The organism is Streptomyces sp. NBC_01478 (assembly GCF_036227225.1).
Classification (GTDB): Bacteria; Actinomycetota; Actinomycetes; order Streptomycetales; family Streptomycetaceae; genus Streptomyces.
In genome coordinates, this window is sequence record NZ_CP109444.1 from 4,188,316 (window position 1) to 4,202,521 (window position 14,206).

Sequence of the window (14,206 nt, forward strand, 5' to 3'; positions counted from 1 at the left end):
CGCCCCCTTTGTCCATTGAATCGCCATCTCCAAGACAGCCGACCGAGCGGATCGGTTGTCCTCCGTCAGCAGGAGATACGCAAAAGAGCCCGGTTTTCGAGGATCACTCCCCAAAAACCGGGCTCTTCTTGACCAAATACTGACGCGCGCAGGTCAGCCGACGGTGGGGTCGGCGGACAGGTGGGCCTCCGCCGGACTCGCCGCGTCACCGGTCGCCGCCGCCCGCTCCTGGCCGACATTGCGCGCCTCGGACTTCAGCGCGAGGTTCTCCACCGCGGTGTTGAACTGCTCGATGGACGTGGGCTCGTCCGGGCCGAGCAGGTACTCCTTGAGTTCCCTGCGGTCCTCGGCCAGCGGGTCGGCGTCCGGGGCGCGGACCGCCGCCAGCAACTCACCCAGTTCCGCCGCCTTGTTGGACAGGATCACGGCGGCGCGCACCGCCGTGTTCTGCCGCTTGAACTCCTCGACGCCCAGCTTCGCGGAGTCGGTGACCGCGTACGGCTTGCCGCTCGCGATGAAGTCGGAGACCACGCTGGAGATGTCGGAGACCATCGCGTCGGACACGTTGAAGCAGTCGTACAGGCGCGGTTCGGCGCCCGCGATGACGCGGTGTTCGAAGGTGCCGAAGGAGTTCCAGTACGCGTCGTTCCACTCGGCGCGCAGCCGGGCGATCTCCTCGTACTTGGCCAGGTCGACGACGCCGTCGCGGGTGAGCTCGGCCTCGTCGCCCTTGTCAGCGGGGCCGCCGGACAGTTCGGTGATCCGGGCCTCGATGCGGGCCAGGTCGGCCTTGGCCTTGGTCTGGGCGGCAGCGTCGGTCTGAAAGCGCGGGTCGGTGGCGCGCTCGGCGGCGGCCTTCTCGACCAGCGCGGTGACCTTGCGGTGCGCGGAGCCGGCCGCGGCGCTGACGGTGCCGGTGAAGGGGTGCGGCTTGTACAGGACACGGACCGGGGGGTCGGCCTTGACCAGCTTCTTCACGATGTTCTCGCCGGCCAGGAGGAGGGAGGTGTTGCCGGGCTCGTTGTCCCAGCCCTCCCAGGTCGGCGCGTACAGCACGGTCGGGATACGGCCCTCGGGCACGCCCTGCCAGGTCTGGATCGGGGCGAGCTGCGGGCGGCCGACCTCGACGATGTCGTCGTCGCGGACACCGACGTCGGCGATGGCGTAGCGGTCGCGGCCCGCGCGGCCGGCGGTCCACACCTCGTCGTAGACCTTGCTGAACGGGTTGACGCTGGCCAGCTTGTCGCTGTCGCCGTGGCCGATGAAGACGTGCTTCATGGTGGGGACGCGCAGCAGGTGGATGTTCTTGCCGACGTTGGCCGCGTAGAGCGCGACGCGCACGCTCGACAGGTCCATGTTCATCAGGTGCACACCGCCGGGCACGCAGATGACCGGTGCCTTGGTGGGGGCGAGGTTCTGCAGTATGACGCGCTCACGGAGCAGGACCAGGGGCCGGGTGTCCAGCTCCTCCATGGTCTCCAGCCACATGTTGACCTGGTAGGCCGAGTCCTTGGAGCCGGAGAAGCAGAGCACCGTCTGCGGCTTGTACTCGTGCAGCCAGTCGTCGACGGCCTCGAGGATGACCTCGGGCGTCGGCGGGATCTTCGTACCCCTTATGTACGGCAGGAGCGCGGCGACGTAGAGCGTGCCCAGGAACAGGGTGACGCCGATGCCGACGAAGGCGGCGACGGCCGAGTCCAGTTGGGCGGAGACCAGCAGGCCGACGACGGCGAACAGGTCGAGGTGGAGCATCTTCTCGGCGGAGCGCTCCAGCAGGCCGAACGGCGGGGCGTCCGGGATGTTGATGCGCGAGCCCAGGTCGACGTTGCGGGTGGCGACCGGCATCCGGCGGCGATTGCGGATCAGCGTGACGACCGCGCCGTGCGGGGCCTGGAGGCCGTAGAAGGCGATGAAGCAGGCGATCGCGCCGTAGAAGATCAGGTGGTCGGAGAGGTCCATGCGGGCCAGCAGCAGGATCAGCAGGAGCTGGCGGATCAGGAAGCGGATGGAGAGGCCCGCCCTGACCTTGCTGAGCCGGCTGACCAGGTAGCTGGCCTGGCGGTGCAGATAGTGGTCCGCGACGTACGTCACGACGGCCGCGGCGGCGAAGGCGGGAACACTCGGGATGAGGGCGGCCAGCATGAGGGCCGGGAAGCCCAGCATCATGAGGACGGCGGCGGCGAGCTCGGCCGCGCTGCCCACCCGGGCCACGCGAATAGCGGTGGAAATCACTGATAAACCTGCTCTTGGGGGTTTCGAGTAATTTACCGGGATCTCAGAGTCAGGCTTGATTAAACGCCGTCCTGGACGTCCAGGACCGAGGCGAGGGCGGCCTCGAAGCCGGACGCCCTGGCCGCGCCGGCCGTCGGGTCCTGCTGGCGGACGTCGATGACATGGCCGGTCAGCTCGGACAGCAGCACGTCGAGCGATGTGCGGGCCACGGCCTCGGAGGAGAGCAGGGTACCCGAGGGCTCCTGGCCGAACGCCTTGGTGCGCATCGGGGTGGCGGTGCGCTCCGGGTTGATGCAGTTCACCCGGATGCCGTCGCCGGCCCACTCGTCGGACAGGGCCTGCGTGAGGTTCACCATCGCGGCCTTGGTCGAGGAGTACAGGCTGTACTCGGCACGGCCGCGGGTGTAGCTGCTGGAGGTGTAGAGCAGCAACTGGCCCTTGGTCTCGGCGAGGTACTTGTACGCGGAACGGGCGATCTGCACGGGCGCCAGGTAGTTGACCTTCAGCGCCTCCTCGATCGTCGCGTTGTCCGTCTCGGCCAGCTTGCCGATGCGCAGCACGCCCGCGGTGTTGATGACGTAGTCGATGCGCCCGGTCTCGGCGTACGCCTTGGACAGCGCGTCGTCGACCTCCTCCGGGTTCTCGACGTGCGTGCCGGTGGTCGAGCGGCCCAGCGCGTACACCGTGGCGCCGTAGCCCTCGGCGACCTCGGCGATGTCCTTGCCGATGCCGTACGAACCGCCGAAGACGACCAGCGTCTTCCCGGTGAGCAGCTCGCGGTAGGCGGCCTCGTCGACCTGCTCGGGCGCGGCCGTGGAGGCGAGCTGGAAGAGCTTGTCGGCGATGAAGACGTCGACGGGCTGGGTGACCTTCATGTTGTACTCGTCGCCCGCGACGACGTGGATCGGCACGTCCGGCAGGTACTTGAGCACGACCGAACAGTCGTCCGTGGCCTGGAAGTTGGGGTCCCCGGCGGCGACCTCGTAGGCGCGGCGGATCGTGCTCAGCTTGAACGCCTGGGGCGTCTGGCCGCGGCGCAGCCGGGAGCGGTCGGGGATCTCGGTGATGAACTCGCCGTCGTCGCCGTGCGTGCGGGTCACGATGATGGTGTCGGCGGACGGGATGGCCACGTCCACGGCCTGGAAGCGCTCCAGGGCGATCACACAGTCGTCGATCACGCGCTGCGAGAGCAGGGGGCGCACGGCGTCGTGGAAGAGGACGTTGCGGTCCTCACCCTGGGCCAGGCCCTCGCCGAGCGCGGCGATGGCGCGCTCGGTGGTCTCGTTCCGCGTGGAGCCGCCCTCGATGATCCGGGTGACCTTCCGGAAGCCGGCTTTGGCGACGATCTTCTCGATGTCGGGGACGTAGCCCGGCGCCATCAGGACGATGATGTCGTCGATCGAGTCGGCGTTCTCGAAGGTGGTCAAGGTGTGCTCGATGACTGCCTTGCCGGCGATCTTCAGCAGTTGCTTGGGGATCGACAGACCCACCCGCTGGCCGGTACCGCCGGCCAGGATCACTGCGGTGGTGCGGGGCTTGGCTATGTGCGACACAGGTGACCTTGACCTACCTCGGGACAATGGGGGAACGCGCAAATGGTCCCACTCGCGGTTACCGCAGTGCAAGGCGAGTGACCTCCGCCGCATAGGTGCGCGACATCTGTCATTCATCTTGCACTGCTGGTGACCGAGTGATGACACCACTCAACGGCGACGGAGCCTCTTCAGACAACGGTGACCGAGAACCCGTACGAGTTCCTTCGACGACGTCTGATGAACCGCCCGCGCCTTCGCCGGCGCACTGTGCCGGACAGGCACCGAGGCGGCCGCCGCGAGCACCCCGTACAGCGCCTGCGCGGCCACTTCGGGCGCGATCCGCGGCGCGCCGGGCGCCTTCTCCAGGGTCTCCGGTACGGCCGACAGCAGCGCCGTGTCCCCTACGACCCGCACACCCGTGGCCGCGATCGTCCCGGCCATCTCGGCGCCGATCGTGCCCGCCGCCTCCAATGCCCACCGAGGCGTGATGATCTTCACGTCCTGCGGGGTCGGGCTGCACGCATTCTTCATATGCATGACCGCGCCGTTGCGCACGAGCTTGGAATACAGCTCGTCGGGGAGCCCATTGCCGCGGAATTCGACGTTGAGCTTCCGCAGCATTTCGGTCTCGGCGAGGGTGAGAGAACGGTTCGCCGAGTCCGGAACCGGCTGCAGGAGATTCGCGGGCAGCCCGAGCAGTGTCTCGAAGGTGCGCAGCAGTCCGTCCCGGTCGCCGTCGTCGACCACGACGACCGTGACCCGCTCGGGACCCACGACCCGGGCCCAGCGCTCCACCAGCCGGTCGTGCCGGTGCCGCCGCCAGAAGCTGGGGTTGGGCTGCTCGTACGGCGCCTTGCGGAGCATGTGCTCCAGCCAGTTGTCGTAGCCCATGCGCAGGCCGTTCTGGACGTACTGCTGCCACTGCGAGGGCATGATCTTCGCCAGCGGGCGCAGGGTGATCAGGATGTGCACGCGCTCGCCGCCGAGCTGCTCCACGATCCTGGCCGGCGTCTCGTCGTCCTGGGCGTCGGCGAAGAACTCGCTGCTGATCACCGAGGTGCGGCCGCCGGTGGCCCGCACGGCACCGAGGAGGCGTGTCCAGTGCTTGTCGGTGGGCGCGGTGTCGCCCATCATCGCGGGCCGGGCGCAGGCGGCGAGGGCCGCTTCCATCGGGTGTCTGTTGTGGGCGGGGAAGTCGACGCCGTGCGCGGGCATCGTGTCCTTCGCGGCGAACAGCGCGCCCTGGACGGCGGTGGTCCCGGTCTTGTGCGGGCCGATGTGCAGCAGCCGGGTCCCGACGGGCAACGCTTCCTCAATGCAATCCGTCTCCATGGTTAACGGACGGTAAGAGTTGTTCCTGAGTCGGACCTGAGAAGAGCCTGGGACACAGATGAGTCCCAGGCTCCGGTCACACAGGGTTCACAGTCGCCTATACGACGCGGACGCCGGGATCGCCCGCCTGCACGCGGAGCGAGGCGTAAGTACTGGGCACGGCCGCGGGCTTCAGCACGGTGTCCACGACTCTCACCTTCGCGTCGATGCCGTCCTTGCGGATGTCGAAGAGGTGGTAGCCGCGGTGCGCGTCGATCACCTTCCAGTGCGGGTTGTCGGCCATCAGCGGGTCCCACTGGGCGTGGAAGGCGGCCTGGTCCTGGTCGCCGTTGCTGGAGATGGACGTCCCCACGAACTCGGCGCCGACGACGTCGGAGTCCGGATCGGCGAAGTCCTCCTTGAGGTCGCTGATCATCGTGAGGTGCCGGTCGCCGCTGAGCACCACGGGGTTGCGGACGCTCTTGAAGTCCTCCAGCAGGGCGTTGCGTTCGGCCTGGTAGCCGTCCCAGGCGTCGTAGAACCACTGCTTGCCCGCGCCGAGCAGGGTGTCCGTCTCGGCCATCATGATCTGCGAGGCGATGACGTTCCAGCGGGCGGGCGAGTGGCGCAGCCCCTTCAGCAGCCATGCCTTCTGCTCGGCGCCCATCATGGTCGTCGCCGGGTCCTCGGCGCCGGCCTGCGTGGTCGCCTGGTCGCTGCGGAACTGCCGGGTGTCGAGCACGTTGAGCCGCATCAGGCGGCCGAACTCCAGCCGCCGGTACATCTGGATGTGCGGCCCGTTCGGGACGGCGGTCGCGCGCACCGGCATGTGCTCGTAGTACGCCTGGAAGGCCGCCGTCAGCCGCGCCACGAACGCGTCGTGCGACTGCTGGGCGGGGTCCTGCGGGATCTCCCCCGCCCAGTCGTTGTCGACCTCGTGGTCGTCGAAGGTCACCACCCAGGGGGCGTTGGCGTGCATCGCCGCGAGATCCGGGTCGCTGCGGTACTGCGCGTACCGGTTGCGGTACTGCACCAGGCTGTACGGCTCCCCGGTCCCCTCGTGCCGGCGCGGCCCCGCGTTCGACGGCGTCGACTCGTAGATGTAGTCGCCGACGAAGAGCACGAAGTCGGGGTCCTGGGCCAGCATGTCGGCGTACGGCGTGAAGTAGCCGTTCTGCCAGTTCTGGCAGGAGGCGAGCGCGACGCGGAGCCGGCCGCCGGAGCTGTTCGCGTGCGGCGCGGTGCGGGTGCGGCCGGTGGCGGAGAGCTGCCCGCCGGTGCGGAAGCGGTACCAGTAGTCACGGCCCGGGCGCAGCCCGCGTACATCCACGTGAACGCTGTGCCCATACTCGGGCCGGGCGGGCGCGACTCCCCGGCGCACGTGCTTTCTGAACCGCGCGTCCTCGGCGATCTCCCACTCCACGGGGACCACCTGGTCGGGCATCCCGCCACCGTGCAGCGGGTCCGGGGCGAGCCGCGTCCACAGCACGATGCCGTCGGGCAGCGGGTCGCCGGAGGCGATGCCGAGGCTGAACACACCGTCGGGCAGCGGAGTTTCGGCAGCCCGGGCGGAGGTCGGCAGCCACAACTGCGCGGAGGCCGCGGCCCCGAGCACCGCCGCGCCGGCCGCGAGAAAACGTCGTCGATCGGGTGATACGGCTCCGGTCATCGTGAACTCCCTTGCGACGTTGGCCTCTTGGGTCACTTGGAAGCCTCACAGTGCGCGGAGTCCCGCCTGTTGAACAGTAAGTATCGCGTCCATGACAAATGAGCGCACAGCAAGAGACCCGTTACTTCGAGAGCAACGGGTCTCAGCCAGTTTGGTCACGCCGGTGAATGATCTTCACGTCGGACGGGCGATCGGGGGTGGGGCGGGAGACGCGTCGGGGGGCGTGGGGCGGGCGAGTTGTCGTCACACCGGCCCGGACGACCGGCACGCCTGACGGACGATCAGCCCGCCGAGGCGGACGGCCACGGCGCCGGACAGGCACCGGCCACGCGGGCAGCGCGCCGGGCAGGTGACCATCCCGCCAGCACCTCGCCGGGCAGGTGACCGTCCCGCCGGCAGAGCGCCAGGCAAGTGACCATCCCGCCGGTCGGCTGGTCACCGCACCCGACGGGCAGTCACCTCGCCGAGCGGGACAGCCATCGGGCCGGGCAACCAGTCGCCACGGCCAACGACCGGCCGCCGCACTGGACGCACGGCCACCGCACCCAACATGCGACCACCCCGCCGGACGACCAGAGGCCACACCCGACCGGCAGTCACCTCACCAAGCCGGACAGCCAGCGCGCCGACACAAACAGTCGCCACGGCCAACCACCGGCCACCACACCAGACGCACGGTCACCGCACCCAACGCACGACCACCACGCGGGACGACCGCATGCCACGCCCGACCGGCAGTCACCTCACCGAGCCGGGAAACATCCCGCCCACCGGACAGTCACCGCACAGCAGCTCCAGTCCCCCGGAACCCCACCGCGCCCCTTCCTCAGAAGGGCTTGAAGTCGTCGAACTCCCGTGTCGCGTCGTCCCGTTCGGCCTGCTTGTCGCGGCGGCGCTGTGTCGCGGGCCGCGGCTCGTCGAGCCGGTGGTCCTCGCCACGGCGGCCCAGCATCTCCGCACCGGCCATCACCGTCGGCTCCCAGTCGAAGACGACCGCGTTGTCCTCGGGGCCGATCGCGACGCCGTCGCCGGAGCGGGCGCCCGCCTTCATCAGCGAGTCCTCCACGCCGAGGCGGTTGAGCCGGTCGGCGAGGTAGCCGACGGCCTCGTCGTTGCTGAAGTCGGTCTGGCGGACCCAGCGTTCGGGCTTCTCGCCGCGCACGCGGAAGAGGCCGTCCTCCTCCTGTACGACGGTGAAGCCGCTGTCGTCGACCGCCTTCGGGCGGATGACGATCCGGGTCGCCTCCTCCTTCGGCTTCGCGGCACGCGACTCGGCGACGAACTCCGCGATGGCGAAGGACAGTTCACGCAGTCCCGTGTGGGCGACGGCCGACACCTCGAAGACGCGGTAGCCGCGCGCCTCCAGGTCGGGGCGCACCATCTCGGCGAGATCCTTGCCGTCCGGTACGTCGATCTTGTTCAGGACGACCATCCGCGGACGCCGGTCGAGGCCGCCGTACTGCTTCAGCTCCTCCTCGATCATGTCGAGGTCGGAGATCGGGTCGCGCTCGGACTCCAGCGTCGCGGTGTCCAGGATGTGCACGAGCACGCTGCACCGCTCGACGTGGCGCAGGAACTCCAGGCCGAGGCCCTTGCCCTGGCTGGCGCCGGGGATGAGACCGGGGACGTCCGCGATCGTGTAGACCGTCTCGCCGGCCGTCACCACACCCAGGTTCGGGACCAGGGTGGTGAAGGGGTAGTCGGCGATCTTCGGCTTGGCCGCGCTCAGCACCGAGATCAGCGAGGACTTGCCGGCGCTCGGGTAGCCGACCAGGGCCACGTCGGCGACCGTCTTCAGCTCCAGGACGATGTCCTGGAGGTCGCCGGGGACGCCGAGGAGCGCGAAACCGGGGGCCTTGCGGCGGGCCGAGGACAGCGCCGCGTTGCCGAGGCCGCCCCGGCCGCCCTGCGCGGCGATGTACGAGGTGCCCTGGCCGACGAGGTCGGCGATCACGTTGCCCGCGCCGTCGAGCACGACCGTGCCGTCCGGCACCGGCAGGATCAGGTCCGTGCCGTCCTTGCCGGAGCGGTTGCCGCCCTCACCGGGCTTGCCGTTGGTGGCCTTGCGGTGCGGGGAGTGGTGGTAGTCGAGCAGCGTGGTCACGGACTGGTCGACGATGAGGATGACATCCCCACCCCTTCCGCCGTTGCCGCCGTCCGGGCCGCCGAGCGGCTTGAACTTCTCACGGTGGACGGAGGCACAGCCGTGGCCTCCGTTACCCGCGGCGACATGCAGCTCGACGCGGTCCACGAAGGTGGTCATGGGATGTGCCTCCAGTTACGTACAACAAAGTCTTGTGGGTACAGCTAGCTGCTGCTCTTCAGTAGAAACACGCGAAAGGCGGACCCGCTTCCCGGAAGGGAAGTGAGGTCCGCCTCGCGAAAGCTTCCGATCAGTTGCCTGAATCAGCTACCTGATGTTTCAGGCGACCGGAACGATGTTCACGACCTTGCGGCCACGGTGCGTACCGAACTCCACCGCACCGGCGTTCAGCGCGAACAGCGTGTCGTCGCCGCCACGGCCGACGCCCGAACCGGGGTGGAAGTGGGTGCCGCGCTGGCGGACCAGGATCTCACCAGCGTTGACGACCTGACCGCCGAAGCGCTTCACGCCGAGCCGCTGGGCATTGGAGTCGCGACCGTTCCGGGTGGACGATGCGCCCTTCTTGTGTGCCATCTCTCCTCAGTCCCTTACTTCGCAGCCGCGGGGATCTCAGTGACCTTGATCGCCGTGTACTGCTGGCGGTGGCCCTGACGACGGCGGTAACCGGTCTTGTTCTTGTACCGAAGGATGTCGATCTTGACGCCCTTGTGGTGGTCCACGATCTCGGCCTGGACCTTGATGCCGGCCAGCACCCACGGGTCGCTGGTCACAGCGTCGCCGTCGACAACGAGCAGGGTCGAGAGCTCGACCGTGTCGCCAACCTTGGCAGTGGAAATCTTGTCAACCTCAACGATGTCGCCGACAGCAACCTTGTGCTGGCGACCACCGCTGCGCACGATGGCGTACACGCTGATCTCACTCTCTAGCTCAGGGACGGCACCCCCGCAGTCCAGCCGCCCTGCAGAGCAGACGGCCTCTCCCGGCGGAACACACCCGGGAGGAAGAGGTTTACGGGGATGTGGCGTGTCACCAGTGGACACGCCGACAGTCAAGGTTACGGGCCCGCAGCCGAACGGGTCAAACCGGGCCCGGTGGGGAGTGCGGCCGGTCACATGGACCGGCCGCACCCGCCCGGGGTTCAGCCCTCGTCGGTGGAGGCGGTGACGGAGGACGGGCTCGTCTGCTCCGCCGCCGCGGTCTTCTTCGACGTGGTCTTGGCGGCCTTCTTGGCCGTCGTCTTCTTGGCGGCCGTCTTCTTGGCCGCGGTCTTGGTGGCCGCCGCCTTCTTGGCGACCGCCTTCTTCGCCGGGGCCTTCTTGGCGGCCTTGCGAGCGGCCGTCTTCTTCACCGGCGCGTCAGCCTCGACCTCGGCCGCAGCCGCGACCTCGGCGGCCGGCGCTTCCTCCACCACGGCCGACGGTACGACCGTGACGGCCGCCTCCTCGGACGCGGTGGGCGCGGTGGCCTTGCGCACGGCACGACGCCGCGGGCGGGCCGGAGCCGCGCTCTCGGCGGGCGCCTCGGGCTGCTCGACCTCGGCGGCCGGGGCGGGTGCCTCGACGACGACCGGTGCGGCGGCCTCGGTGACCGTCACGACGGCGGCCTCCTCGGACCCCGCCGGAGACCCGGCGGGCGCGGTCGCCTTGCGAGTCGCACGACGGCGCGTACGCCCCTTGGGCGCGGCGTCGTCGACGGCCGGGGCCTCGACCTCGACCACGGGGGCCTGGGTCTCCTCGACCGCGGGCGCCTCGACGACCGGGTCCTCCACGGCGGCGGGGGCGGCCTGCGCGGCGGACGCCGGCTCGGCCTCCTCGCGCACCTCGTGGACCTCACGCGGCTGCCGCGACTCACGGGACTCCGCCCTCGGCGCACCGGCCGGAGCCGACGCCCGCCGGCTCGTCCGGCGCCGCGAACGCCCGCCACGGGTGGCCGCGGCCTCCGCCTCGGCGGCGCTGCTGTACAGGTCCTCGTCGGGCCTGAACTCGGTCTCGGCGAACGGCACCGGCATGGCGACCTCGGCCGCCACCTCCGCCTCGGTCTCGACCTCGTCGGACTCGTGGTCGTGCTCGTGCGTGTCGTGGGCGTCCTGCCCGCTCCCGTCACCACCACGCCCGCGCCGCTTGCGCTTGCCGCCGCCACCGACCGAGGTCGGCTGCTCCATGTGCACGATCACGCCACGGCCGTTGCAGTGGACGCAGGTCTCGGAGAAGGACTCCAGCAGACCCTGTCCAACGCGCTTACGGGTCATCTGGACCAGGCCCAGCGAGGTGACCTCGGCGACCTGGTGCTTCGTACGGTCGCGTCCCAGGCACTCCAGGAGCCGCCGCAGGACGAGGTCCCGGTTGGACTCCAGGACCATGTCGATGAAGTCGATGACGACGATGCCGCCCAGGTCGCGCAGCCGGAGCTGGCGCACGATCTCCTCGGCCGCCTCCAGGTTGTTCCTGGTCACGGTCTCTTCGAGGTTGCCGCCCTGACCGGTGAACTTGCCGGTGTTGACGTCGATCACGATCATCGCTTCGGTCTTGTCGATGACCAGCGAACCGCCGCTCGGCAGCCAGACCTTGCGGTCCAGCGCCTTCATCAACTGCTCGTCGATGCGGTACGTCGCGAAGACGTCGACCTCGGAGGTCCACCGGGACAGCCGGTCGGCGAGGTCGGGGGCGACGTGCGAGACGTAGCCGTGGATGGTGTCCCACGCCTCGTCACCGCTGACGATGACCTTGGTGAAGTCCTCGTTGAAGATGTCGCGCACGACGCGGACGGTCATGTCCGGCTCGCCGTACAGCAGGGACGGGGCGTTCGAACCGCCGCCGCCCTTCGACTTCTTCTGGATGTCCTCCCACTGGGCCTGCAGCCGCTCGACGTCACGGCTCAGCTCGTCCTCGCTCGCGCCCTCGGCGGCGGTGCGCACGATGACGCCCGCGTCCTCGGGGACGATCTTCTTGAGGATGGTCTTCAGCCGGGCCCGCTCGGTGTCGGGCAGTTTGCGGCTGATGCCGGTCATCGAACCCTCGGGGACGTACACGAGGTAACGCCCCGGCAGCGAGACCTGGCTGGTCAGCCGAGCGCCCTTGTGCCCGATCGGGTCCTTGGTGACCTGTACGAGGACGGACTGGCCGGACTTGAGCGCGCTCTCGATGCGGCGCGGCCCGTTGGCCATGCCGAGCGCCTCGAAGTTGACCTCACCGGCGTACAGGACGGCGTTGCGCCCCTTGCCGATGTCGATGAACGCGGCCTCCATGGAGGGCAGCACGTTCTGGACCTTGCCCAGGTAGACGTTGCCGACGTACGAGGTCGACTGCTCCTTGTTGACGTAGTGCTCGACGAGCACGCCGTCCTCCAGGACGCCGATCTGCGTGCGCTCACCGCTCTGCCGGACGACCATCACACGCTCGACGGCCTCGCGGCGGGCCAGGAACTCGGCCTCGGTGATGATCGGGACGCGCCGACGCCCCTGCTCGCGGCCTTCGCGACGACGCTGCTTCTTGGCCTCGAGACGCGTCGAGCCCTTGATGGACTGCACCTCGTCGCTCGGGTGCTCGTCCTTCTTGGCGCGCGGCTCGCGGACCTTGACGACGGTGCGCTCGGGGTCGTCCGACGACGAGGGCGTCTCGCTCTCGCCGCCCGAGTCACCGGCGCGACGACGCCGACGGCGCCGGCGACGGCTGCTGCTCGACCCGGAACCGCCCTGGTCCTCGTCCGCGTCCTCGGCGTCCTCCTCGATCTGCTCGGCGGTGTCCGCCGCATCCTGATCGGCCTGCGCGGCCTGCTCGGCGGCGTACTCCTCGCCGTCCTCGCCCTCGTCCTCACCGGTGGCGGACTCGCCACGGCGACGGCGACGGCCTCCACGACGACGGCGGCGGCGCGAACCGGTCTCCTCGGCCTCGTCACCGTCGGCGGAGTCCTCGGCCTCCTCGGCCTCTTCGGGCTCCTCCTCGACGACGACGGCCTCCACGACGGCCGGAGCCTCGGGCTCCGCCTCGAAGGCGGCACCCCGGCGCCGACGCCGACGACGTCCGCCGGTCTCCTCCTCGACAGCCTCCACGACGACGGGCTCCGCCACGACGACGATCTCTTCCTCGTCGTCCTCCACGGCCTCGGCGGCAGCGGCCGCGGCGGCGCGCTCCGGCGTCTGGAACATCGGCTCGGTGAAGACGGGCGCCTGGAACACGGCCACCGCGGGCCGCCTCGGCCGACGCGGTCCGTCCTCGTCCTCGGCAGCGGTCCCGTTCTTGGGCGCGGGCGCGGAGAACCCTCCGGCGGCGGTCCGTACGGCCCGACGCCGACGCCGCGGCCCGGAGTCCTCGGCGGGAGTCTCAGCAGGGGTGTTCGTCTCCGCGGTGTCCGCGGGGGTCTCGTCGTTCACAGGGGCCTCCTCGCCCACGGGCGTCCCGGCAGGCGCGGACACACGGCGCGTGGCGCGACGACGGCTCCGACGCGGAGCGGCATCCTCATCGGACACCGCGGCCGCGGAACCTTCGGTCACTTCTTCGGTCACCGAGGTGGCTTCAACACTCTCGGCGTTCTCAGGCACATCACTCGCCTCAGGCGCAGCGGCAGGCGCGGACACCCGCCGAGTGGCACGCCGACGCGTACGCCCGGCAGGCGCGGCCTCTTCAGCCACGGCCTCTTCCACAACAGGCGCCTCTACGACGGCGGGCGCCTCGGCGACAACAGCCGCCTCGGTCGCTTCAGGCACCTCCGCCTCGACGGTCTCGGGCGCGGTCACCCGGCGCGTGGCCCGACGGCGGCTACGCCGCGGAGCGGCATCCTCGTCGGACTCGACGGGCGGCGCGGCCTCCTCGACGGCGGCAGGCGCGGCGGCGGCAACGGCCGGCACCACGATCTCGGCCGCCTCGGGCACCTCACTCGCCTCAGGCGCACCGGCGGGCGCGGACACCCGCCGAGTGGCACGCCGACGCGTACGCCCGGCAGGCGCGGCCTCTTCGGCCACGGCCTCTTCCACGACAGGCGTCTCTACGACAGCGGGCGCCTCGATGGCCGCCACCTCGTCGTTCTTCTCGTCGCTCACCTCGGCCGGTATGGCCGGAGCGCCGTTCTCGACCGCGCCCTCGGCGGCGGTCGGCGGTCCCGCTGGGCGAGACGCGGCGCGGCGCCTGCGGCGCGGCGGCAGCGTGTCGCTCGGGGTGTTCGGTTCGGAACCCTCTGCGGGTTCGGTCGGTTCGAGCATGCGGGCGTTTCTCCCGTCAGGCTCCCGGGCGCCGCGCCTGGTCCGGCATGAATGCCGGTGACGTCCGCGGCTCGCGCGTTGCGCGGTGCCGCCGTCCGGGGCGCGGGCGCCGCACGGGAGCTCTCTGTGTCCTGTCTCGCCGGTTCCGTACGCCCATTTGC

The 14,206-nt window shown here is 70.0% G+C and carries 8 protein-coding genes; all 8 read right to left on the reverse strand.

All coding sequences use genetic code 11. The annotated features are described in order from the left end of the window. Positions 1-153 precede the first annotated feature (153 nt). The 8 genes from OG223_RS18780 to OG223_RS18815 all read right to left on the reverse strand — a co-directional run bounded on the left by OG223_RS18780 (position 154) and on the right by OG223_RS18815 (position 14,045). On the reverse strand, positions 154-2,232 hold the full coding sequence (locus tag OG223_RS18780) for a hypothetical protein (protein WP_329249685.1): 2,079 nt from the start codon (positions 2,230-2,232) through the stop codon (positions 154-156). Positions 2,233-2,291: 59 nt separating this feature from the next. Further along, positions 2,292-3,785: a bifunctional cytidylyltransferase/SDR family oxidoreductase gene (locus OG223_RS18785; protein ID WP_329249688.1), complete on the reverse strand. Its 1,494-nt coding sequence runs from the start codon at positions 3,783-3,785 to the stop codon at positions 2,292-2,294. A 150-nt stretch (positions 3,786-3,935) separates the two neighbouring features. After that, positions 3,936-5,099, reverse strand: coding sequence for a hypothetical protein (locus OG223_RS18790; protein WP_329249690.1), 1,164 nt, complete (start codon positions 5,097-5,099; stop codon positions 3,936-3,938). Positions 5,100-5,196: 97 nt separating this feature from the next. Next, positions 5,197-6,747, reverse strand: a complete 1,551-nt coding sequence (locus tag OG223_RS18795; protein ID WP_329249693.1) for an alkaline phosphatase D family protein — start codon at positions 6,745-6,747, stop codon at positions 5,197-5,199. Between the two features lie 826 nt (positions 6,748-7,573). Next, positions 7,574-9,010, reverse strand: a complete 1,437-nt coding sequence (gene obgE / locus OG223_RS18800) for a GTPase ObgE (protein WP_329249695.1) — start codon at positions 9,008-9,010, stop codon at positions 7,574-7,576. A 159-nt stretch (positions 9,011-9,169) separates the two neighbouring features. Then, positions 9,170-9,424 carry a 50S ribosomal protein L27 gene (rpmA, locus tag OG223_RS18805; RefSeq protein WP_019063244.1) on the reverse strand — a complete coding sequence of 85 codons (255 nt, stop codon included), beginning with the start codon at positions 9,422-9,424 and terminating at the stop codon, positions 9,170-9,172. 14 nt (positions 9,425-9,438) lie between these two features. Beyond that, a complete protein-coding gene (rplU, locus tag OG223_RS18810) occupies positions 9,439-9,759 on the reverse strand; it encodes a 50S ribosomal protein L21 (RefSeq protein ID WP_006374708.1) in 321 nt (106 codons plus the stop codon). Positions 9,760-9,989: 230 nt separating this feature from the next. Continuing rightward, positions 9,990-14,045, reverse strand: a complete 4,056-nt coding sequence (locus tag OG223_RS18815) for an Rne/Rng family ribonuclease (protein WP_329249697.1) — start codon at positions 14,043-14,045, stop codon at positions 9,990-9,992. Positions 14,046-14,206: the final 161 nt, after the last annotated feature.